The organism is Variovorax sp. 05L425 (genome assembly GCF_056397705.1).
The window spans coordinates 1-21,350 of sequence record NZ_JBFTNY010000021.1 but is presented as its reverse complement, the minus strand read 5'-3'; the positions used below and the strand labels follow the sequence as shown (position 1 = coordinate 21,350).

At 67.5% G+C, this 21,350-nt stretch carries 23 protein-coding genes; 15 read left to right on the top strand and 8 right to left on the bottom strand.

What is annotated here, in order from left to right:
* The first annotated feature begins 80 nt into the window (after positions 1-80).
* From AC1DN9_RS22155 to AC1DN9_RS22090, 14 genes are read left to right on the top strand one after another with little or no spacing between them, the layout of a single operon-like run.
* Positions 81-872, top strand: a complete 792-nt coding sequence (locus AC1DN9_RS22155) for a GntR family transcriptional regulator (RefSeq protein ID WP_478103729.1) — start codon at positions 81-83, stop codon at positions 870-872.
* 16 nt (positions 873-888) lie between these two features.
* Entirely contained in the window at positions 889-2,094 is a 1,206-nt protein-coding gene (locus AC1DN9_RS22150; protein WP_478103728.1) for an ABC transporter substrate-binding protein, read from the top strand.
* An 18-nt stretch (positions 2,095-2,112) separates the two neighbouring features.
* Complete coding sequence (locus AC1DN9_RS22145; protein WP_478103727.1) at positions 2,113-2,985, top strand: branched-chain amino acid ABC transporter permease; 873 nt, start codon at positions 2,113-2,115, stop codon at positions 2,983-2,985.
* Complete coding sequence (locus AC1DN9_RS22140; protein WP_478103726.1) at positions 2,982-3,980, top strand: branched-chain amino acid ABC transporter permease; 999 nt, start codon at positions 2,982-2,984, stop codon at positions 3,978-3,980. Before AC1DN9_RS22145 ends, AC1DN9_RS22140 begins: the two co-directional genes overlap by 4 nt.
* Positions 3,973-4,752 (top strand): ABC transporter ATP-binding protein, encoded by a 780-nt coding sequence (locus AC1DN9_RS22135; protein ID WP_478103724.1) that lies wholly within the window; start codon positions 3,973-3,975, stop codon positions 4,750-4,752. The genes AC1DN9_RS22140 and AC1DN9_RS22135 overlap by 8 nt, the downstream gene beginning before the upstream one ends.
* Positions 4,749-5,459, top strand: a complete 711-nt coding sequence (locus AC1DN9_RS22130; RefSeq protein ID WP_478103723.1) for an ABC transporter ATP-binding protein — start codon at positions 4,749-4,751, stop codon at positions 5,457-5,459. The genes AC1DN9_RS22135 and AC1DN9_RS22130 overlap by 4 nt, the downstream gene beginning before the upstream one ends.
* A gap of 40 nt (positions 5,460-5,499) precedes the next feature.
* Positions 5,500-6,456 (top strand): tripartite tricarboxylate transporter substrate binding protein, encoded by a 957-nt coding sequence (locus tag AC1DN9_RS22125; RefSeq protein ID WP_478103722.1) that lies wholly within the window; start codon positions 5,500-5,502, stop codon positions 6,454-6,456.
* A 5-nt stretch (positions 6,457-6,461) separates the two neighbouring features.
* Positions 6,462-7,739: a 3-isopropylmalate dehydratase large subunit gene (locus AC1DN9_RS22120; RefSeq protein ID WP_478103720.1), complete on the top strand. Its 1,278-nt coding sequence runs from the start codon at positions 6,462-6,464 to the stop codon at positions 7,737-7,739.
* Positions 7,736-8,242, top strand: coding sequence for a LeuD/DmdB family oxidoreductase small subunit (locus tag AC1DN9_RS22115; protein ID WP_478103719.1), 507 nt, complete (start codon positions 7,736-7,738; stop codon positions 8,240-8,242). Before AC1DN9_RS22120 ends, AC1DN9_RS22115 begins: the two co-directional genes overlap by 4 nt.
* Positions 8,235-9,938, top strand: a complete 1,704-nt coding sequence (locus AC1DN9_RS22110; protein ID WP_478103718.1) for a hydantoinase B/oxoprolinase family protein — start codon at positions 8,235-8,237, stop codon at positions 9,936-9,938. The genes AC1DN9_RS22115 and AC1DN9_RS22110 overlap by 8 nt, the downstream gene beginning before the upstream one ends.
* Complete coding sequence (locus AC1DN9_RS22105; protein ID WP_478103716.1) at positions 9,935-11,998, top strand: hydantoinase/oxoprolinase family protein; 2,064 nt, start codon at positions 9,935-9,937, stop codon at positions 11,996-11,998. The genes AC1DN9_RS22110 and AC1DN9_RS22105 overlap by 4 nt, the downstream gene beginning before the upstream one ends.
* The gene (locus tag AC1DN9_RS22100; protein WP_478103715.1) at positions 11,995-12,609 is read left to right on the top strand and encodes a cysteine hydrolase family protein; all 615 of its coding nucleotides are present in this window, start codon (positions 11,995-11,997) and stop codon (positions 12,607-12,609) included. The genes AC1DN9_RS22105 and AC1DN9_RS22100 overlap by 4 nt, the downstream gene beginning before the upstream one ends.
* Before the next feature lie 2 nt (positions 12,610-12,611).
* Positions 12,612-14,030, top strand: a complete 1,419-nt coding sequence (locus tag AC1DN9_RS22095) for an FAD-dependent oxidoreductase (RefSeq protein WP_478103714.1) — start codon at positions 12,612-12,614, stop codon at positions 14,028-14,030.
* Entirely contained in the window at positions 14,020-14,883 is an 864-nt protein-coding gene (locus AC1DN9_RS22090; RefSeq protein WP_478103713.1) for an isocitrate lyase/PEP mutase family protein, read from the top strand. The genes AC1DN9_RS22095 and AC1DN9_RS22090 overlap by 11 nt, the downstream gene beginning before the upstream one ends.
* A gap of 7 nt (positions 14,884-14,890) precedes the next feature.
* Here AC1DN9_RS22090 and AC1DN9_RS22085 read toward each other — a convergent pair whose 3' ends face one another.
* The 5 genes from AC1DN9_RS22085 to AC1DN9_RS22065 all read right to left on the bottom strand — a co-directional run bounded on the left by AC1DN9_RS22085 (position 14,891) and on the right by AC1DN9_RS22065 (position 18,144).
* Complete coding sequence (locus AC1DN9_RS22085) at positions 14,891-15,247, bottom strand: hypothetical protein (RefSeq protein WP_478103711.1); 357 nt, start codon at positions 15,245-15,247, stop codon at positions 14,891-14,893.
* 42 nt (positions 15,248-15,289) lie between these two features.
* The gene (locus AC1DN9_RS22080; RefSeq protein ID WP_478103710.1) at positions 15,290-16,477 is read right to left on the bottom strand and encodes an MFS transporter; all 1,188 of its coding nucleotides are present in this window, start codon (positions 16,475-16,477) and stop codon (positions 15,290-15,292) included.
* A gap of 2 nt (positions 16,478-16,479) precedes the next feature.
* Entirely contained in the window at positions 16,480-16,869 is a 390-nt protein-coding gene (locus AC1DN9_RS22075) for a hypothetical protein (RefSeq protein ID WP_478103709.1), read from the bottom strand.
* Positions 16,866-17,279 (bottom strand): hypothetical protein, encoded by a 414-nt coding sequence (locus AC1DN9_RS22070; protein WP_478103707.1) that lies wholly within the window; start codon positions 17,277-17,279, stop codon positions 16,866-16,868. The genes AC1DN9_RS22075 and AC1DN9_RS22070 overlap by 4 nt, the downstream gene beginning before the upstream one ends.
* 118 nt (positions 17,280-17,397) lie before the next feature.
* Positions 17,398-18,144: a sulfite exporter TauE/SafE family protein gene (locus AC1DN9_RS22065; protein WP_478103706.1), complete on the bottom strand. Its 747-nt coding sequence runs from the start codon at positions 18,142-18,144 to the stop codon at positions 17,398-17,400.
* A 97-nt stretch (positions 18,145-18,241) separates the two neighbouring features.
* Between AC1DN9_RS22065 and AC1DN9_RS22060 the strand changes: the two genes are divergently transcribed.
* Positions 18,242-19,144 carry a LysR substrate-binding domain-containing protein gene (locus tag AC1DN9_RS22060; protein ID WP_478103705.1) on the top strand — a complete coding sequence of 301 codons (903 nt, stop codon included), beginning with the start codon at positions 18,242-18,244 and terminating at the stop codon, positions 19,142-19,144.
* Here the strand turns inward: AC1DN9_RS22060 and AC1DN9_RS22055 are convergent.
* The 3 genes from AC1DN9_RS22055 to yghU are packed head-to-tail and all read right to left on the bottom strand — an operon-like array spanning position 19,129 to position 21,053.
* Positions 19,129-19,551 carry a GFA family protein gene (locus tag AC1DN9_RS22055; RefSeq protein ID WP_478103703.1) on the bottom strand — a complete coding sequence of 141 codons (423 nt, stop codon included), beginning with the start codon at positions 19,549-19,551 and terminating at the stop codon, positions 19,129-19,131. The two genes, AC1DN9_RS22060 and AC1DN9_RS22055, sit on opposite strands and share 16 nt — an antisense overlap.
* 13 nt (positions 19,552-19,564) lie before the next feature.
* Positions 19,565-20,197, bottom strand: a complete 633-nt coding sequence (locus tag AC1DN9_RS22050) for a glutathione S-transferase family protein (RefSeq protein WP_478103702.1) — start codon at positions 20,195-20,197, stop codon at positions 19,565-19,567.
* Positions 20,181-21,053 (bottom strand): glutathione-dependent disulfide-bond oxidoreductase, encoded by an 873-nt coding sequence (gene yghU, locus AC1DN9_RS22045; RefSeq protein WP_478103701.1) that lies wholly within the window; start codon positions 21,051-21,053, stop codon positions 20,181-20,183. The genes AC1DN9_RS22050 and yghU overlap by 17 nt, the downstream gene beginning before the upstream one ends.
* Positions 21,054-21,350 lie beyond the last annotated feature (297 nt).

Here is a 21,350-nt window from a genome sequence, read left to right as displayed (position 1 = left end):
GCTGCGCCGCCGCAGGGCGGACAGTTCGCCCGCAAATGTCCTATTGACGGAACAAAGGAACGCCGTGACCATCGGGACCCATGTCCCAGATGCCGCTGCCCAAGTACCACCAGATCTATCTGCTGTTGTGCGAGCAGCTGGCTGAAGGCCGCTTCGCCGATGGGCTGCCGGGCGAGTTCGCGCTGATGGAGGAATTCGGCGTGGCCCGCGTCACCGTGCGGCGCGCCCTCGAGAAGATGGCGGCCGACGGCCTGATCTCGCGCGAGCCCGGCCGCGGCACGCGTCCCATCCGTGCGCCGTTGGCCCCGATCGCGGAGGGCGGGCAGAGCGTGCAGCGGGCCAACCTCGGCGGCCTGCTCGAAAACCTCGTCAGCATGGGTCTGCGCACCTCGGTCAAGGTGATCGACGTGCAGACCGTCACCGCTTCGGCCAGTGTCGCCGCCGCCCTGCAATTGAAGCTGGGCGACGCCGTGCAGAAGGCGGTGCGCGTGCGCTCGACGCGCGAAGGGCCGCTCTCGCACATCACCACCTACGTGCCCGCCGACGTCGCGCGCCAGTTCGGCCGCCGCGAGCTGGCGCGCAAGCCGATCCTCGTGCTGCTCGAAGAGGCCGGCGTGCGGGTCGGGCGGGCGCACCAGACCATCACCGCCAAGCTGGCCGACGCCACGCTGGCGCAGCACCTCGACGTGTCCGTCGGCTCGGCGCTGCTGGCCGTGCGGCGCCTGGTCTACGACGCCAACGAGCGGCCGGTGCAATGGCTGCACGGGTTGTACCGTCCCGATCGCTACACCTACGAGATGCAGTTGTCCCGCGTGGGCGGCATCGACGCCAAGGTGTGGGTCAGCAAAGAGCTTTCAGCGCAATTCATCTAACCAACGAGGAGTCCCCATGGAAAATCGCCGCCGCTTCCTGTCGCAGACCGCCGCCATCGGCACGTCGCTCGCGTTTCCGCTCGTGGGGGGCGCGCAGCCCAAGCCCGTGCGCGTCGGCGTGCTGCACCCCGTGACCGGCGCGCTCGCCTATTCGGGCCAGCAATGCCGGCTGGGCGCGCAGATGGCGATCGAGGACATCAACCAGGCCGGCGGCATCAAGTCCCTGGGCGGCGCGAAGCTGGAGGCGATGCTCGGCGACGCGCAGTCGCAGCCGCAGGCCGGCGCGGCCGAGGTCGAGAAGATGAACGAAGCCGGCGTCTCGGCCATCGTCGGCGCCTTCGCGTCGGCGATCTGCCTGGCGACCACGCAGGCGGCGGCCAAGTACAACCTGCCGCACGTGGTCGACGTGGGCGTGGCCGACCAGATCGTCGAGCGCGGGCTGAAGAACACCTTCCGCTTCGGCCCCGGCTACAAGAAGTCGACCGAAGTGGCGATGGCCAACCTGCTCGTGCTCAACAAGGCCGCCGGCAGCCCGGCCAAGACGGTCATGATCATTCACGAGGAATCGCTCTTCGGCACCGGCACGGCGCAACTGCTCTCGCGCGAACTGCCCGGCTATGGCTTCGAAGTGAAGGAAGTCGTGAAGCACGCGAACCCGACGCGCGACTTCAACAACATCGTGCTGCGGATGAAGTCCATCAACCCGGACATCGTGATCCCGGCCAACTACTACAACGAATACGCGCTGCTGGTGCGCACGATGCAGCAGCAGAAGGTGCAGCCCAAGGCGATCTTCTCGGTGCTGGGCGGCGCCGCGTCGAGCTACAAGTTCGTCAAGGAGTTTCCGGAAGCGGCCAACGGCATCATCGACTGCAACCACTGGTTCAATCCCAAGGACAAGCGCTCGGCGGAACTGCGCAAGCGTGTGGAGGCCAAGGGCCAGTTCTTCAGCTACGAGGTCTTCATGACCTACACCGCGATGGCGTTGCTGGCCGATGCGCTGGAGCGCGCCAAGTCGAGCGACCGGGCCGCGATCATCGACGCGCTGGAGAAGAGCACCTTCTCGAATCACATCATGCCGTACGGCCCGACCAAGTTCGTCAACGGCCAGAACGAGGGCGCGCAGCCGCTCATGACGCAAGTCGTGAAGAACGACATCAAGGTGATCATCCCGCGCGAGTTCCGCGAGGTGGAGCCGCTGTTCCCACTCCGGGCAGCCTGAGCACCGCAGATCAGCAGGATGCTCGACTTCAGCATTCTTTTCCCGTCGGTGCTCAACGGCCTGACGACCGGCGCGGTCTACGCCTTGATCGCGCTGGGGCTCACGCTGATCTACGGCGTCTTGCACATCATCAACTTCGCGCACGGCGCCTGCCTGATGCTGGCGCTATACGCGGTGTACTTCCTCAAGGAAAGCTGGGGGATCGACCCTTACCTTGCCTTGCCGATCGTGGTGCCGGGCATGTTCGCGCTCGGCTATGGCCTGCAGCGCATCGTCATCAATCGTGCGGGCCATGGCAAGGACGAGAACATCCTGCTGGCCACCCTCGGCATCGCGATCGTGATGGAGAACCTTGCGCTGATCTTCTTCAAATCGGACACGCGCAACATCGACACCGCCTATTCGCTGAGCACGGTCGCCATCGGCCCCGCGATGATCGCGGTGCCCAAGCTGGTGGCCTTCGCGGGTGCGCTGGTGGTGTCGGCGGTGCTGTTCTGGATCATGGGCCGCACCGACCTCGGACGGGCCATCCGCGCCGTCGCCAAGGAGAAGGAGGGCGCCAAGCTCATGGGCATCGACGTCGATCACGTCTATGCAGTGAGCTTCGGCATCGGCCTGGCCTGCCTCGGCGCGGCGGCGTGCTTCCTGCTGCCGGCGTACTACGTGAACCCGCAGGTGGGCGGCGGCTTCGTGCTGGTGGCCTTCACCATCGTGGTGCTGGGCGGCATGGGCAGTTTCGTCGGCGCGCTGATCGGTGGCTTCCTCGTCGGCGTGGTCGAGTCGCTCGGCGGGCTCGTCCTCGGTGAGTCGCTGGGGCAGATCGGCATCTTCGCGATCTTCATCGGCGTCGTGCTGTTCCGGCCCGAAGGCATGTTCGGAGCCAAGGCATGAGCGGTTCGAACATATCCAGCGTCGGTTTGCGTCATCTCGGCGGCATCGCGCTCTTCGCGGTCGTGGTGGCGTGCGTGCCGCTCGTGACTTCGTCAGGCGTGGCGCTCAACTTCGTGATGATGGCCCTCTATGCGACGTTGATTGCGCAGGCGTGGAACATCCTCGGCGGCTTCGGCGGGCAGTTCTCGTTCGGGCATGCGCTCTTCTTCGGCACTGGCGCCTACATCCAGGCGATTGCGCAACTGCAGGGCGGCATCAACGCCTGGGTCGCGTTGCCGATGGCGGTGGCGGGCAGTGCGCTGGTCGGGCTCTTCGTGGGTGCGCTCACGTTTCGCTATGGACTCAAAGGTTCGTATTTCGCGCTCGTGACCCTGGCCTTTGCAGAAGTCTTCCGCATCGTGGCGTTGTCGGTGCCTTTCACCGGCGGTGGCGTCGGGTTGATGGTGCCGCTGCGCGAATCGGCGGCCAACCTGCAGTTCGCATCGCGCAGCGGCTACCTGTGGGTCGTGCTGGCTTTCGTCACGGCCGCCTTGCTGGTGACCTGGTGGCTGCGCAACGGCCGCTTCGGCGCCTACCTGCAGGCCGTGCGCGACAACGAGGATGCGGCACGCGCGGTCGGTGTCGACCCGTTCCGCATCAAGCTCGCGGCCATCGGCATCTCGGGCGCCTTCATGGGCGCGGCGGGCGCGTTCTACGTGCAGGTGTTCCAGTACATCGATCCGGGCATCGCCTACGGTTCGGGCACCTCGGTCGAGGCGCTGGTCGCGGCCATCGTCGGCGGCATGGGCACGCTGTGGGGACCGGTGCTCGGCGCTGCGGTGCTGCATGCGCTGTCGGACTTCACGCGCAATCTCTTCGGCGAATTGCCGGGCATCAACATGGTGATCTACGGGACGGTGCTGGTGCTGATCGTGATCTTCCTGCCGCGCGGCATCGCCGGCATCGGCCTGTCGGTGCGGCAGCTTTGGGCAGGGAAGGGGAGCCGCCATGACTGAGCCTCTGCTGGCCCTGAGCGGCATCTCTCGCTCCTTCGGCGGATTGAAGGCGGTGCAGAACGTCAGCCTCGCCGTACGCGAGGGCAGCCTCAGCGCGTTGATCGGCCCGAACGGCGCAGGCAAGACCACGCTCTTCGCGCTCATGTCGGGCTTTCTGAAGCCGGACGCCGGCACCGTGCGTTTCGCGGGGCAGGACATCACGGGGCGCGATCCGCATCGCAATGCCATGCTGGGCATGACGCGCACCTTCCAGATCGTCAAGCCCTTCGCGGCGCAGACGGTGCGTGAAAACATCGCGGTCGGCGCGCACCTGCACGTGCGCGGCAGAAGCGAGGCGCTGCGCCGCGCGGAAGAGGTCGCGAGCCGCGTGGGTTTGGCCGCGCAACTCGACAAGCCGGCCTCCGATCTCACCGTCGCCGCTCGCAAGCGGCTCGAACTGGCACGCGCGCTCGCGACACAACCGCGACTGCTGCTGCTCGACGAAGTGCTCGCCGGGCTCAATCCGCAGGAGATCGCCGAGATGATGCCGGTGGTTCGCGGCGTCGCCGACGGCGGCGTGACCGTGCTGATGATCGAGCACGTGATGCAGGCCGTGATGAATCTCGCGTCGCATGTCTGGGTGCTCGCGCAAGGGCAACTGATCGCCGAGGGCAGCCCGGCGCAGGTGACTTCGAACGACAAGGTGGTCGAGGCCTACCTCGGCCACGGCACCGCCGCACGGCTGCGCAAGGCCGCGGCCGGAAATACCGCTGCGCAAGGAGTCGCGGTATGACGTCGCTGCTCGATATCCGCGCGCTGCGCGGCGGCTACGGTCGCGTCGAAGTCCTGCGTGGCGTCGACCTGCAGGTCAATGCGGGCGAGATGGTCGCGCTGCTCGGCAGCAACGGCGCAGGGAAGTCGACGCTGAACAAGATGGTTTGCGGCCTCTGCCCCGCCTGGAGCGGCACCGTTCGCTTCGACGGTCAGGACCTGAGCGGCGCGCACTACCGCGAAGTCGTCAAGGCCGGGCTCATCCAGGTGCCCGAAGGCCGCAAGGTCTTTCCGAACCTGAGCGTGCTCGAAAACCTCGAGCTTGGCTCCTTCACGCGCGCCCGCGAGCGCCGCGCCGCCAATCTCGACAAGGTGTTCGGCATCTTCCCGCGCCTGAAGGAACGCATCCGCCAGCACGCCGGCACCATGAGCGGCGGGGAGCAGCAGATGCTCGCCATCGGCCGCGGCCTGATGGCGGAGCCGGTGCTGCTGATCCTCGACGAGCCTTCGCTGGGCTTGTCGCCGCTGCTGGTCGAGGAGATGTTCACGCTGATCCGCCAGCTTCGCGACGGCGGACTCGCCGTGCTGCTGGTCGAGCAGAACGTCGGCCAGTCGCTGGAGATCGCGGACCGCGCCTATGTGCTCGAAAACGGCAGCGTGCGCTTCTCGGGTCTTCCGCAGGATCTGCTGGGCAGCGACGAGCTGCGCCGCGCCTATCTCGGCCTTTGAGCCGCAATTCAACGTTCATGCACAAGGGGGCAACAACATCGTGAAACGCAGAGACATCCTGATTTCGTCCATCGCCGCCGCGCTCGCTGGCGGCGTGCAAGCGCAGATGGGCAACGTGCCCGTGCGCATCCTCGTCGGTGCGCCTGCGGGCGGCTCGACCGACACCCTGGCCCGCACGCTGGCTGCGAGCATGGGCCCGGCCCTCGGCAGGCCGGTGATCGTCGAGAACCGCGCCGGCGCCGGCGGCAACATCGCGGCCGAGGCGGTCGCCAAGGCGGCGCCCGACGGCAACACGCTGCTGATGAGCTTTACCAGCCACGCGATCAACGCCACGCTCTATCCGAAGCTGCCTTTCGATCCGGTCAAGGACTTCACGGCGCTGACCTGCGTCGCGACGTCGCCGTCGATCCTGGTCGCGCATCCCTCGGTGCGGGCGAACAACGTGAAGGAGCTCATCGCGCTCGCCAAGGCAAAGCCGGGCGAACTCAACTTCGCCATCGGCTCCGTCGGCTCGTCGCTGCACATGGCGGGCGAGGCCTTCAAGATGCAGTCGGGCGTGGAGATCGTGAACATTCCCTATCGCGGCACCGCGCCGGCCGTGCAGGACCTGCTTGCAGGCCAGGTGCAGCTGATGTTCGCCGCCGTGGGGAATGTGCAGCAGCACATCCAGGCCGGCAAGCTCAAGGCGCTCGGCGTCACTTCGGCGAAGCGGCTGCCTGCGTTTCCGGACGTTCCAGCCATTGCGGAAACGCTGCCGGGCTACGAATCCAGCGCCTGGTTCGGGCTCTTCGGGCCGGCCCACATGGCGCCCGATATGACGCGAAAGATCAGCGACGCGGCCCGCCATGCGATCAAGCAGCCCGAGATGCAGCGCCGCCTCGAAGCCGAGGGGGCCATCCCCGTCGGCAACTCTCCCGAGGAGTTCGGCGCCTTCGTGCAGAGCGAGATCAAGCGCTGGGCCAAGGTCGTGAAGTTCTCGGGCGCCAAGCCGGAGTAAACGCCATGGCTTCCGAACGGACTCCGGCCCAGACCCTCGCCCAGAAGCTCATCGCGCGTGCGAGCGGGCGCGAGCGCGTGTCCGTGGGCGAGATCGTGACCTGCGCCGTGGACATGGCGATGTTCCATGACTCCTCCGGCCCGCGTCGCCTCCAACCGATGCTGGAAGAACTTGGCGCCCAGATCTGGGACCGCTCACGCGTCGTGCTCGTGATAGACCACTACGTGCCCGAGCGCGACGACGATTCGCGCCGCATCGTGCGCATTGCGCGCGACTGGGCCCGCGAGCAGCAACTGCCGCATGTCTACGACAGCCAGGGCATCTGCCATGTGGTGGTGCCGCAGCATGGGCACATCCGCCCCGGCATGCTGTGCGTGGGCGGCGATTCGCATTCGCCCACGGGCGGTGCGTTCGGCGCCTACATGTTCGGTGTCGGCAGCACCGAAATGCTCGGCGTGATGGTCACCGGCGAGATCTGGCTGCGCGTGCCCGAGACCATCCAGATGTGGTGGGACGGCGCGCTGCCGACCGGCGTGACCGCCAAGGACATGATGCTGCACATGATCGGCCGCTTCGGCATGAACGGCGGCCGCTACCAGGCGGTCGAGTTCGCCGGCCCGGCCGTGAAGGCGCTGTCGATGCAGGAGCGCATGACGCTGTCGAACATGAGTGCCGAACTGGGCGCGCAGGCCGGCTTGATTGCGCCTGACGCCACCACCGCCGCGTTTCTCGCCGAAGCCGGTGCGCCCGATGTCGACATGGCGCCGTGGTTCACCGACGACGGCGCCGAGATGATGCGCCATCGCTTCGATGCGACCGCGCTGGAACCGCACGTCGCCGCGCCGCACAGTCCCGCCAATTCGCACGGTGTGAGTCGCTACGCGGGCACGCGCGTGGACGTGGCCTACATCGGTGCCTGCACGGGCGCCAAGCTCGAAGACCTGCGCGCCGCGGCCCAGGTGCTGCGTGGTCACAAGGTGGCCTCGGGCGTCCGCCTGATCGTCGCGCCCGCCAGCATCCGCGACCAGGAGCAGGCGCGCGAGGAGGGTGTCTTGCAGGTGCTGATGGATGCCGGCGCTGAGCTCTTTCCGACCGCGTGCGGCGCCTGTTCGGGTTACGGCGATCCGATGGGCGACGACATCACTGTCATTTCCACCACCGCGCGCAACTTCAAGGGCCGCATGGGCTCGGCAACCGCGCAGGTGTACCTGGGCTCGCCCTACACGGTGGCCGCGTCCGCGCTGCATGGCCGCATTGCCGATCCGCGCGAGGTGCTCGCATGACCGTTGCCACCATGCACCGCGTCTGGCGCCTGGGTGCCGACATCGATACCGACCTGCTCGCGCCCGGTCATTCGATGAAGCACGGCATCGACCGCATCGCGCAGTACTGCCTCGAATCCGTCCGGCCCGAATTCGCCCGCGAGGTGCAACCGGGCGACGTCATCGTGGCGGGGCCGAACTTCGGCATCGGTTCGTCGCGCGAGCAGGCCGCGGCCGTGCTCGTTCACCTCGGTGTGAAGGCGGTGATCGCGCCTTCCTACAGCGGGCTGTATTTCCGCAACGCGTTCAACGTCGGCCTGCTGCTGCTGACCTGCCCGCAAGCCGAGACGCTGCGCGAGGGCAACCACGTTGTCATCGACAGCACGCTTCCTGCCGTGATTGCGCCGGATGGCACCCGCCTGGCCTGCGAGCCAGTGCCCGGCTTTCTCATGGACATGGTCCGCGCCGGCGGATTGATGAATCAGTTACGCCAGCGCGCTGGCAAGGAAGCAACCGATGTCTGAGCCTTCACACGTGACCGCGATCGACCCCGTCACGCTCGCCGTCCTGCGCGGCCGCCTCGAACAGGTGGCCGACGAGATGGACGCGACGCTCTACCGCAGCGCGTTCAATCCCATCATTGCCGAGGCGCACGATGCCTGCCATGGGCTTTACGACGCCACCACCGGCGACACGCTGGTCCAGGGCAAGTCGGGGCTGCCTGTGTTCGTCGGCGCCATGGCCTTCGCAGTGCGCGCGACGGTGGCGGCGGCCGAGCCGCGCGGCGGCATGCGCGACGGCGACATCTGGATCAGCAACGACGCTTACGACGGCGGCACGCACGCGAACGACTTCAAGCTGGTGCGGCCCTTCTTCCGCAATGGAAAGCTCTATTGCCACATGGCGTCTGCCGCGCACTGGCACGACGTCGGCGGCGCGGTGCCCGGCAACTACAACCCGGCGGCCACCGAGTGCTGGCAGGAGGCGGTGCAGATTCCGCCGGTGCGCATCGTGCGCGACGGCGTGCTCGACCGCGACGTGCTCGCCATCCTGCAGGCCAACACGCGCCTGCCGGACAGCCTCTGGGGCGACCTCAACGGGCAACTCGCCGCGCTGGAACTGGGCGCCCGGCGGCTGAACGGCCTGCTCGACGAATACGGCGACGATCTCGTGCTGAGAGCGCTCGGCGAGCTGCGCAGCCGTGCGTTGCGCCTGATGCGTTCGCACATCGCCTCGCTGCCGGACGGCCACTACAGCTTCGACGACGTGCTCGACAACGACGGCATCACCAATGACCCGCTGACCATCGCGCTGGACATGACCGTCGCCGGCGACCGGCTGCTGCTCGATTTCTCGCGCACCTCGCCGCAGTGCGCGGGGCCGGTCAATATCTCGCGCGCCACGGCCATCGCGGCCTGCTATGTCGCGCTCAAGCATCTCTTCCCCGACGTGCCGGCGAACGCGGGTGTGCTCGACGCGGTGGACTTCGTCATCCCCGACCGGCTGGTGATCAGCGCCGAACGGCCGCGCCCGGTCGGCGGCTACACCGAGACCATCCTGCGCATGATCGACGTGATCTTCAGCGCCGCGGCCAAGGCTGATCCCACGCGCGCCGTGGCACAGGCCTACGGCACCATCAACGCGCTGTCGATCGCGGGTCACCGCAGCGACAAGGGGCGCGAGGGACAGCGTTGGGTGATGTTCAGCTTCTTCGGCGGCGGCCATGGCGGGCATTCGGGCGGCGACGGGCTCTCGCACGGCAACGCGCCGATCTCCACCGCGACGATTCCGCCGCTGGAGATTCTCGAAGCGGCGTATCCGGTGCGCTTCACCGAATGGTCGCTGCGCGCCGATTCGGGCGGCGACGGCCAGTACCGCGGCGGGCTCGGCGCGGTCTACGAGATCGAGCTGCTGGAGAAGGAGGCCGAAGTATTCGTCTTCGGTGAACGCGGCACCTCGCCGCCCAAGGGCATCGCGGGCGGTGGCGCGGGCGCGGTCAACGTCTTCCGCTACGAGAACGAGGGCGCATGGCACGAGCCGCCGATGGTTTCGAAGATGCGCGGCATCCAGCTCGTTCGCGGCGAACGCGTACGGCTCGAAACCCCCGGTGGGGGCGGGTGGGGCAGCGCGTCCGAGCGCCAGTCCGAACAGCGTGAACGCGACCGGGCCATGGGCTACGTGACCGTCACCACCGACCCGAAGAAGAAAGCGTCCGAATGACATCCCCAGGAAAATCCTTCGAATCCCTTGTCGTGGGCGTCGACGTCGGCGGCACGTTCACCGACCTCTTCGTGCTCGACGAAGCCAGCGGCACGGCGCGCATCGTCAAGGTGCCGTCCACGCGCGGTGAAGAAGCGCGCGGCTTCATGAACGGCGTGGGGCGCGTCGCTGACTCGGCGGCGGCCATCGCCACCATCGTGCACGGCACCACCGTCGGCACCAACGCGCTGCTGGAGCGCAAGGTGGCGCGCACCGGCATCATCACGACGCGCGGCTTTCGCGACGTGCTGGAGATGCGCCGCCGCGACCGGCCGCAGACCTGGGGCCTGCGCGGCAGCTTCGTGCCGGTCGTGCCGCGCGACCTGCGGCGCGAAGTGAACGAGCGCGTGCTTGCCGACGGCACCCTGCACACGCCGGTCGATCTCGACCAGGTGCGCGCCGAGACACGGGCATTGCTCGCCGAAGGCTGCGAGGCGGTGTGCGTGTTCTTCATCAACACCTACGCCAACCCGGAGAACGAACGGCTCGCCGTCGCGGCGGTGCGCGAGATCTGGCCCAACGCCCACGTGACGTCGGCCAGCGAAGTGCTGCCCGAGATTCGCGAGTTCGAGCGCTGTTCGACCGCCACGCTCAATGCAGCGTTGCAGCCGGTGGTGGGCGGCTATCTGTCGCGCCTCGAATCCGACTTGCGCGATCAAGGCTTCGCCGGTGAACTCCTGGTGGTGCAGAGCAACGGCGGCGTGATGTCGCGGCAGACGGCGAGCGACCTGCCGGTGCGCACGGCTTTGTCGGGGCCTGCGGCGGGCGTCATCGCCTGTGCAGCCATCGCGCGCGCGGCCGGCTTCCCGAATGCAATCACGGGCGACATGGGCGGCACCTCGTTCGACGTCTCGCTGGTCGCCAACGGCGAGGCTGCACTGGCCGCGCAGACGGCGATCGAGTTCGGCATGGTGATCCGCTCGCCGATGATCCAGATCGAGACCATCGGCGCGGGCGGCGGTTCCATCGCCTCGGTGGATGCAAGCGGCATGTTGCAGGTCGGCCCCGAGTCGGCAGGCAGCGTGCCAGGGCCGGCCTGCTACGGGCGGGGCAACATGCGCCCCACCGTGACCGACGCCAACGTGCTGCTCGGCCGCATCGCGGCCGACCGGCCGCTGGGCGGCGGACTGCTCGCGGCGCTCGATGCCGAGAAGTCGCGCCAGGCGATCGACGAGCATGTGGCGCGGCCGCTCGGCCTCGATGTGCACGCGGCCGCAGAGGCCATCCTGACAGTGGCGAATGCGCGCATGGCGGGGGCCATCCGGCTCGTGTCGATCGAACGCGGCCATGATCCGCGACGCTTTTCCTACATGCCCTTCGGCGGCGGCGGTGCGCTGCATGTGTGCGCCATGATGCGCGAGGTCGGCGTCGGCACCGGCATCGTGCCGCGCTATCCAGGTGTGACCTCGGCGTTGGGTTGCGTGATTGCCGACATGCGGCACGACGCGGTGCAGACCATCAATCGACCGCTTGCAGAACTCGACGTGGATGAACTTCAGCGGCGCATCGACGAACTGGCCGCCGGTTGCCAGCGGCGCCTGGATTCCTCGGGCGTGCGCTTCGACGAAGTGCGTGAGATCGTCGCGCTCGACATGCTTTATGCCGGCCAGACGCACACGCTGCCGGTGGAACTGCCAGACGCGCGCAGCAAGCCGCTGACGGCAGATTCGATCCGCACCGCGTTCGAGACTGCCTATACCTTGGCCTTCGGCCGTGTGCTCGACGGCATTCCGATCCGTGTGATGAACCTGCGCTATGCGCGCATCGGCGTGCGGCCCAAGTTCGATCTCGCCGTGCTTGCGCCGGAAGGCGCGGGCAGCGTCGAGCCGCTCGGCACGCAGCGCGTGTTCCATGACGGGCAATGGCACGAAGCGCTGCGCTACGCGCGACTCGAACTGCCCGTGGGGACGCGCATCGACGGACCCGCGATCCTCGAACAGGCCGACACCACCGTGTGGCTGGAGCCCGGCTTCCACGCCGAAGTCGACGCGCACGGCAACTTGCTGGCGAGGCTGTCATGAGCGGCGGTGCATCGATCCCGGCAGCGAAGACGGCGCTCGTCATCATCGACCTGCAGAACGATTTCCTCGATCCCAAGGGCGCCTATGCGCGGGGCGGCGACACCAACCCGCCTGCGCTGTTGCTGCCCGCGCGCGTTTCGCAGGTGGCGGCGGCGCTCAAGAGCGCGGGCGGCATGGTCGTCGCGAGCCAGTTCACCCTGTGGCCGGATGCCAAGGGCGAGCCCATGGTGTCGACGCATCTCAAGGCCTTGCGGCCGTATCTGCGCAAAGGCGATTTCGCGCCCGGAAGCTGGGGCCAGGCGAACGTCGATCAACTCGCAGGCCTGATCGACGTCGCAGTCAGCAAGGTCGCGTATTCCGCCTTCTTCAACACGCAACTCGACTGGGTGCTCCGCCGCGCCGGCATCGACACCGTGGCGGTGTGCGGCATCGTGACCAACGGCGGCGTCGCCAGCACCGTGCGTGACGCCCACATGCGCGACTACCGCACGCTGGTGCTGGCCGACGGCTGCGCGGCCTTCGGTGAAGAGCGGCACCAGACTTCGCTGGCCGACATGCGCAATGTGGCCGAGGTCACGGATGGCACAGCTTTCGTGCGCGCATTGGCATGACCATGGTTGAGTCTTCGCGCCGTATCCGGCGCACCTCCGCCATCGATGCCGAGGTGCATGTCGGTGTGGCGATTGTCGGCGGCGGCGCCTGCGGGCTGACCGCCGCGCTGATGCTGAGCGATGCCGGCGTGGATTGCGTCGTGCTCGAACGCGATGCCGTGCCGAGCGGTTCGACGGCGTTGTCGTCGGGCTTCATTCCCGCGCCCGGCACCCGCGTGCAGCGTGCACATGGCGTTGTCGATGACAGCCCTGCACGCTTCGCGGCGGACATCCAGGCCAAGGCGCACGGGCGGGCAAGCCCGGTGCTGGTCGATGCCTACGCGCAGGCCGTCGGTCCGGCGATCGATGTGCTCCAGGAGCGGCACGGCCTCGACTGGATCCTGCTCGATGGTTTCCTGTATCCCGGCCACGGCGTGCATCGCATGCACGCGCTGCCGCAGAAGACGGGCGCCGCCCTGATGGCGAGCCTGCAGGCGGCGGTCGAAGCGGCCGGCATCCCGGTCCTGACACAGGCGGTCGTCGACACGCTGGTTCTCGACGACGCCGACCGCGTGCTCGGCATCGAATACCAGAGGCCCGATGGGCATCGCGAATCGCTGGGCTGCGATGCGCTGCTTCTCGCCTGCAACGGCTTCGGCGGCAATTCAGCCATGGTGCGGGCGTTGCTGCCCGAGATGGCAGAGGCCAGCTTCGGCGGCCACGTCGGCAACGACGGCAGCGCCATCCAGTGGGGCGCGGCGCTGGGGGCGCGGTTGCGCGACCTCGGCGGCCACCAGGGGCACGGCTCGTGGGTCACGCCGCAAGGCGCGTTGATGTCGTGGGCCGTGATGATGGAAGGCGGCGTGCAGATCAACCGCGAAGGGCGGCGCTTTCACGACGAGACACAGGGCTATTCCGAAGCGGCCGTGCACGTGCTCGCACAGGCCGGCGGCATCGCGTGGAATGTGTTCGATACGCCGCTGCTCGCGCTCGCGCGCGGCTTCCCCGATTTCTGCGAAGCCGAGGCAGCCGGAGCGCTGAGGCGATGCGACACGGCGGCCGATCTGGCGGCGTGCATCGGCTGCGACGCTGCCGTGCTGGAGCGGACGCTCGCGGCGATGCAGGACAAGTCGCCACTGCCTGATGGACGGGTTTTCAATCGTGCCCTGACCGCGCCGTTCTTCGCGGTGAAGGTGACTGGCGCGTTGTTCCATACGCAGGGCGGCCTCGACGTCGCGGGCGACATGCGCGTGCTGCGACAGGACGGCACACCCTTCGCCAATCTGCTCGCGGCCGGCGGCGCTGCGGGCGGCGTGTCCGGCGACGAAGTCTGGGGCTATCTCTCCGGCAACGGACTCCTGAGCGCCGTCGCGGGCGGCTACATCGCGGCGCACACGGCTGCGGCGCTCGTTCATCCAACAGAAGCATCCGATGACAAGTAAGACATTCAAGACGCGCCTCGCGTCCAACGACATCGTGCTGGCGCCGGGCGTCTATGACGCGCTGAGCGCGCTGGTGGCCGAGCAGGCCGGTTTCGAGGCGCTGTACCTTTCGGGCGCCTCGATTGCCTACACGCGCCTGGGCCGGTCGGACATCGGCCTCACGACATTTACCGAAGTCGCCGACACGCTCGCGCGGATCACCGAACGCGTGAATCTGCCGGTGATCGTCGACGCCGACACCGGCTTCGGCAACGCGCTCAACACGCAGCGCACCGTGCGCGGCTTCGAGCGCGCCGGTGCGGCGATGGTGCAGATCGAGGACCAGACCTTTCCGAAGCGCTGCGGCCATCTCGACGGCAAGGCGGTGGTGCCCGAGCGCGAGATGGTCGGCAAGCTCAAGGCGGCGCTGGACGCGCGCGCGTCGAGCGACACCCTCATCCTTGCGCGCACGGACGCAGTCGCGGTCGAAGGTCTCGACGCCGCACTGGATCGCGCCGAGGCCTATCTGGCCTGCGGCGTGGACGCGCTCTTCATCGAGGCGCTGCGCTCACCCGAGCAAATGGACGCCGCGTGCGGGCGATTCGCGCAACGCGTGCCCTTGCTGGCCAACATGGTCGAAGGTGGCAAGACGCCCATCCAGGACGCGGATGCGTTGCAGGCGCACGGTTTTCGGATTGCGATCTTTCCGGGCGGCACTGCGCGCGCGGTCGTGCACACGCTGCAGGGCTACTACGCCAGCCTGCACGCGCACCGGACCACCCAGCCGTGGCGTTCGCAGATGCTGGATTTCGATGCCCTGAACGAAGTCATCGGCACGCCGGCGCTGATGCGGACCGCCAAGAAGTACGAATAGCGCCGTCTCAGGTGCAGCGCGCGTAAACCAGCGCCAGATAGTCGGCGTGCTTGCGCAGCGCTTCGAGCTGCTGCAGCGTCGAGCCCGTCACGCGGTCAGCCGGGTCGAACTTCACGCTGCCGTCCGGCAGCAGGACGAAATGCGTCTTCCCCTGGGGCGCGCCCGGGCGATTGCCGGCATTGACGTAGCCGCAGCCGGCGCCCGTGGTGCGGTTGAACTTCACGCCCGAAAAGCTCGTGAAGCCATCCGGAAGCTGCTTTCGAACGTTCGTCTCGACTTTCCAGACCGGCCAGTAGAACCACCACACGGCAATGCTGCTGACGAAGAGCGTGACGCCGGCCAGGATGGATACAAGTGCTCGCATGGGCAACACTCCTTCCGAGGACGATGCAAAAGCTGAAGCCTATTAGTACTTTGGTTTCTTTTCAATACGTATTGATGCGGGTCCGGTGCGCCAGCGCGCGACCACCAGCGCCGCCAGGCAGAACACTGCGCCTGCACGAAAGGTCGCCGCAGCGCCGAAGGCGTCCCACAGCAGTCCCGCCAGCGTGCTGGCGACCAGCATGGCGATGCCGCTGACCAGGTTGAACACGCCGTAGGCGGTGCCGCGCAAGTCTTCCGGCGCGGTGTCCGCGACCATCGCGGCGAGCAGTCCCTGCGTCATGCCCATGTGCACGCCCCAAAGGGCCACGCCGCCAAACAGCGCGAACTTGTTCGGGCCGCTGGCCAGCACGAGGTCCGCCGCCAGCAGCATCACGAGGCCGAAGCCCAGCAAGCGGCGGTGACTCATCCGGTCCGACAGCTTGCCGAACGGATAGGCCGAAGCGGCATAGATCACGTTCATCGCCACCATCACGCGCAGGACGAGAAATGCCTCGCTGAATCTCGCCAGCGTGAAGATCGCGCCCACGCCGACGACCCACCAGTACGCGGCCGGAAGCCGCTTCACGTTCTCGCGCCGGACCGGATTGACCCGTTGGCGGATCTGCGTCTGCGCGGGTTCGTGCAGCCCGAAGAGCAGCAGGAGCACGGCGAGAAAGGCCGGCACCGTCGCAACCCAGAACACCGCCTGGAAATCGTTGGCCCACAGGAGCATCAGCCCGACCGCTACACAGGGGCCGACGAAGGCGCCGACCGTGTCCAGCGACTGCCGCAGGCCGAAGGCGGCGCCTCGCAAGTCCTCGGGCGCGATGTCGGCGACCAGGGCATCGCGCGGCGCGCCGCGGATGCCCTTGCCGAGCCGGTCCAGCAGCCGTGCGGTGACGATGCCCCCGAGTCCCGTGCTGAGCGCGAACAAGGGCTTGCTGAGCGCGCCGAGCCCGTAGCCCGCGACAGTCAACGCCTTGCGCCGCCCGAAGTAGTCGCTGAGTACGCCGGAGAAGACCTTGACGATGAGCGCGACCGATTCGGCGAGCCCCTCGATGATCCCGACGGCCAGCACGCTGGTCCCGAGCACCGTCACCATGAACATGGGCAGCAGACCGTGGATCATCTCGGACGAGACGTCCATCAGCAGGCTGACGAAACCCAGAACCCAGATGCCGGCGGGAATCCGTCGCAGCGTCGAGGCTTCGTCGCTGGCGAGCGATGTCAATTTCAGTTCCGGACGATCGCGTAGGCAGCGACGCCGGCCACGACGGCGGTTCTGCGCGCGCTCTCGCGGGCGCGCATCTCGTCGTCCCAGCGACGGCGATCGCACTCCCAGCTGTAGCCCGTGGCCCACAGGCAGTCGGCGTAGCGCTGGTCGGCCCGGTTCCGCGCCGCCGAGCCTGCGATCCCGCCCGCGACGACACCGGTGACGACGCCTGCTCTTCGCGCGTCGCGCCGGTTGTCCCAGTCGTTGTGCCAGTGGTTGTTCCAGTTGTTGTTCCAGTTGTTGTGGTGGCGATGACGGCTGCCGTGGCGTTGCGCATCGCTCTCGCCAGCGGCCAGCGCCAGCAGGATCACCGCGCAGCGCGCGAGGGCGAGGGCAGGGGAGATTTTCATGGCTTGACGATCAGGTCGACCAGCAGCGTGTGGGCCGGGTCGGTGGCGGCAGCGCATTCCTTGCCGAGCTTGGCGACGTTCACCTCCACCCATTCGCGCGTCAGCTTGCCGACCTCGGCGCCCTTGCGGCCGGTGAGATAGCCATGGAGCCAGACCATCCCGGTGCCGATGTAGTCCTGGGCGTCCACGGCCGTTCGCTTCTGCGCGGCCGTGGCGTTCTTTGCGGGCGTCACCTGCGCGGCTGCCGCGTTGAAGTCTGCACAGGAGAGGGTGGACGAGTCGTCCGCCAGTGCGTCCGGGGCGGGCGCGGCCTTGGACGTTTGGGCCATCGCTTCCGTGGATGTGCCCGTGCATGCGATCGCGCCGATCGCGATCATGCCCGCCGCTGCCAGTTTGCCGAAACGCTGCATGCCTGCTCCTTGGGTCGGCGCGCCAGCATTCGGGTGCGTCCGTGCCAGGAGATGCTAGAAAGGTAATCCGCAACGCGCAACCTGTTCATCTTGCGGCCGATTTGGCCGCGGCGCGGCGTCATCCTCGCGCGACCATGTAGCCGCCCAGCAGCGCGAGCCCGATGAAGAAGCAGCGCCTGAAGAGCCGCACCGACAGTCGGGATCGCACCCATTGGCCCGCCGCCATGCCGCACAGCGCCGGCAACAGCATCGCGACCGACGCGCCTGCGAGCGGCATCGAGTAGCCGTGCTGGCCGGCCAGGGCGACGGCGAGCGCCAGCGTGGATGTCGTGAACGACAAACCCATCGCCTGGATCAATTCGTCGCGCGAGAGGCTCAAGGCCTGCAGATAGACCACTGCCGGGAGCACGAACACGCCGGTGAGGGCGGTCACCGCACCGGTCAGCGCGCCCGTCAGTGGGCTCAGCCAGCGTTCGCTGTCCGCCGATACGTGCACGCTTCGACCGAGCAGACCCCAGGCGGCATACGCGGCGAGGGCCACGCCGAGGGCGATGGTCGCGCCCGCGCCGGCCGGTGCACCGAACCACCACGCGCCCGCCAGCGTGCCAGCGACGACGCCCAACTGCATGCCGCCGAGTCGCCGCGCGATCGGGGCCACGGACGGCCAGGGTCGCAATTGCCAGACATTGGTCACCAGCGAGGGCACGATCAGCAAAGCCGCGGCTTCGGCCGGCGGCATCCACAGCGCGAGGAGCGCCATCGACAACGTCGGCAATCCCAGCCCGATCACGCCCTTGACGACGCCGGCGAGGACGAAGACTGCGGCTACGAGGGCCCATACCGCGAGACTGTGAGAAGAAAACATGCCGCCAGTCTCGCGAAAATGAACGCCGCCGAAAATGCGGATCTCATGGACCCATCCTCAGGCGTGGACTGAGGATGGCTGTGCTACCTTGCGGCCCATGCGTTTCGATCTCACCGACCTGCGGCTCTTCGTCAACATCGTCGAGAACGGCACCATCACCGGCGGCGCCGTGCAGACGCACATGACGCTGGCTTCCGCCAGCCAGCGCGTGATCGGCATGGAGGATTCGCTCGGCACCCCGCTATTGCTGCGCGCCAAGCAGGGCGCGAAGCCCACCGAAGCCGGCCGCACGCTGGTGCACCATGCGCGGCTCGTGTTGCTTCAGATGGAGCGCATGCGCGGCGAACTGAGCGAATACGGAACAGGGCTGAAGGGCCACGTGCGCCTGCTTTGCAACACCTCCGCCATGACCGAGCACCTGCCCGAGGCCCTGACCAGCTTTCTTGCGCGCAATCCGCGCGTCTCCGTCGACCTGGAGGAGCAGCCCAGCATCGACATCGTGGACGCGGTGCGTGCGGGCCTTTGCGACATCGGCATCGTCTCCGACGCGGTCGATGTCGAGGGCCTGCAGCACTTCATGTTCCGGCGCGATGATCTGGTGCTGGTGGTGCCGCGCGGTCACCGGCTCGCACGTCGGCGTCGTGTGACGCTCGCGGAACTGGTCGACTGCGAGTTCGTGGGCCTGGCGGAGGGCAGTCCGCTGGAGGCGCATATCGCGCTGCATGCGAGGCGGCTGGGCAAGCGGCTGGTCTATCGCGTGCGCGTGCGCAGTTTCGAGGGCATGTGCCGCATGGTCGAGCAGGGCGTCGGCGTCGGTATCGTGCCGAAGGCCGCGGCGGACCGATGCGCCGAGCCGATGAAGACAAGCCGGATCGCGATCACCGACGCGTGGGCGGCGCGGCATCTGCTGGCATGCGTTCGCCGCGAGGACGAGCTACCGTTGAATGCGCGGAGGATGCTGACGCACTTGCTGGCGGATGCGCCTCAGGAAAAAAACTGAACGTCGGCGATCCAGTTGCGTTTTCGGCGTGCCAGTCGCAACGCGAGGCTCTCTCCGTCGAAGGACGTGGGCGTGCGGCGAAGAAGGGATGGGTCCACGTTGTCGAACGTATTCACGTTCACGACGGCGTAAGTGTGGTCATCGATCGTGCTGGTCACCAGGGGCACGACGCCGCAGCGGGCGCAGACATGGAAGTCGGCCGTGCGTGTTCCGAAAAAGTACCTGGAAACAAGCGAGGGGTCGGCCACAGTCACGCCGAGCGCACCGCCGGGGTTCGAAGTCCAGACACCGCCGTGCCGGGTGCAGAACGAGCATCCGCACGCACGCGCCGGAATTTCCGCAGGATCCGGCTCCCAGGTGAGCTTGAAGGAAATGTTGCCGCAATGACAACCGCCTTTGACGATCATTTGCGTGCCCTCCCTAGAGTGACATCGGCGCCCGTTGCGCCATGGCCGACCGCCAGCGCAGCAGGTGCGGGTGCTGTTCGCCCGGCTTGACCTTGATCACGCGCGCGAAGTCGACGGCCACCACCGCGGTGATGTCGGCAATGCTGAGTCGGTCCGTGGCGATGAAGTCCCGGTCGGCCAGGCGGTCGTTGAGGGTGACGAAGAACTGCTGCGCCTTGGCCAGGCCACGCTGCGCCAGTTCAGGAATCTGCGGATAGTCCACCGGCCCGGGCAGCGCCCGATTGGCCAGGGCGGGTGCGCTGTTGCGCAAGGCCTCTGCGATGGACAGCAGTCCCTCGAATTCGATGCGCCAGTTCCAACTGGCGATCTCGGCCTTTTCCTGGGGGGTGCGTCCCAGCAAGGGCGGTGCCGGATAGCGTGCCTCGAGGTAGGCCGTGATCGAAGCGTTGTCGGTCAGCAGCAGCCCCTCGTCGGTGTGCAGCACGGGCACCGTGCATTGCGGGTTCACCTTTCGAAAGGCGTCGCCGAGTTGCTCGTTGTTTCTCAGGTCCACCTGGACTGTTTCATGGGCGACACCTTTTTCGGCGAGAAGGATGCGAGCGCGGCGCGGGCTCGGTGCCGTGGCGCAGTCATAGAGAGTGATCATCGTCGGTGCCTTGCGTATCGAAATCTGCGGCGTCATGGCGCTCGTGCAACTGGCTGGCCGGTTGGCCCCAGGTGCGGTTGACCATGCGGCCGCGCTGCACGGCGGGGCGCTTGGCGATCTGGTCCGTCCAGCGCAGGACGTGCTTGTATTCCTCGACCTGAAGGAACTCGCCTGACTCGTAGAGCTGGCCTTTGACGAGCGTGCCGTACCAGGGCCAGATGGCCATGTCGGCGATCGAATAGTCGTTCCCCGCCAGGTACGGCTTCTCCGCGAGATGCCGGTCCAGCACGTCGAGCTGACGCTTGACCTCCATCGCGTACCGATCGATGGCGTACTCGATCTTGGTCGGTGCGTAGGCATAGAAGTGGCCGAACCCGCCACCGAGGAACGGCGCACTGCCCATCTGCCAGAACAGCCACGACAGGCATTCGGCGCGCTCCGGAACACGGGTCGGAAGAAAGGCGCCGAACCTTTCGGCCAGATGCAGCAGGATCGCGCCGGATTCGAACACGCGCACGGGCGACGGTCCGCTGCGGTCCAGCAGGGCCGGGATCTTGGAGTTCGGGTTGATCGCCACGAAGCCGCTGCCGAACTGTTCGCCTTCATTGATCCGGATCAGCCAGGCGTCGTACTCGGCGCCGCGATGGCCCAGTTCCAGCAGTTCTTCCAGCATCACGGTGACCTTGACGCCGTTCGGCGTGGCCAGCGAATACAACTGCAGCGGATGTCGACCGACCGGCAGGTCCTTGTCGTGGGTCGGGCCCGCGATCGGCCGGTTGATATTCGCAAAGCGGCCGCCGTTTTCCTTGCTCCAGGTCCAGACGGTGGGCGGCGTGTACGGGGACGAATCATTCATGCAGTGATCTCCATGCAAGGTGCAGGGGACTGTACGGGTTTGGGTTCGTCCTTGCAGGCGCATCCGCGTTTCCGAAAAAAAGCCCGCACGAGGCGGGCTTTCTTGCTTGGCAGGCGCAGGCGTCAGGGCACGTTGGMCGASGWCAWCTGGAAGGGCTTGCCGGGCAGCGTCATGGCGCCGCCGTATTCGGCCACGCTGCCGCTGATCGGGCATCCGTTGGGCGCCGGGCAGGCGCCGCCGTCGGAGAAGATCACCGGCCCGTAGCGGTAGCTGCGGATGGCCTTGCCGCCGTAGTGT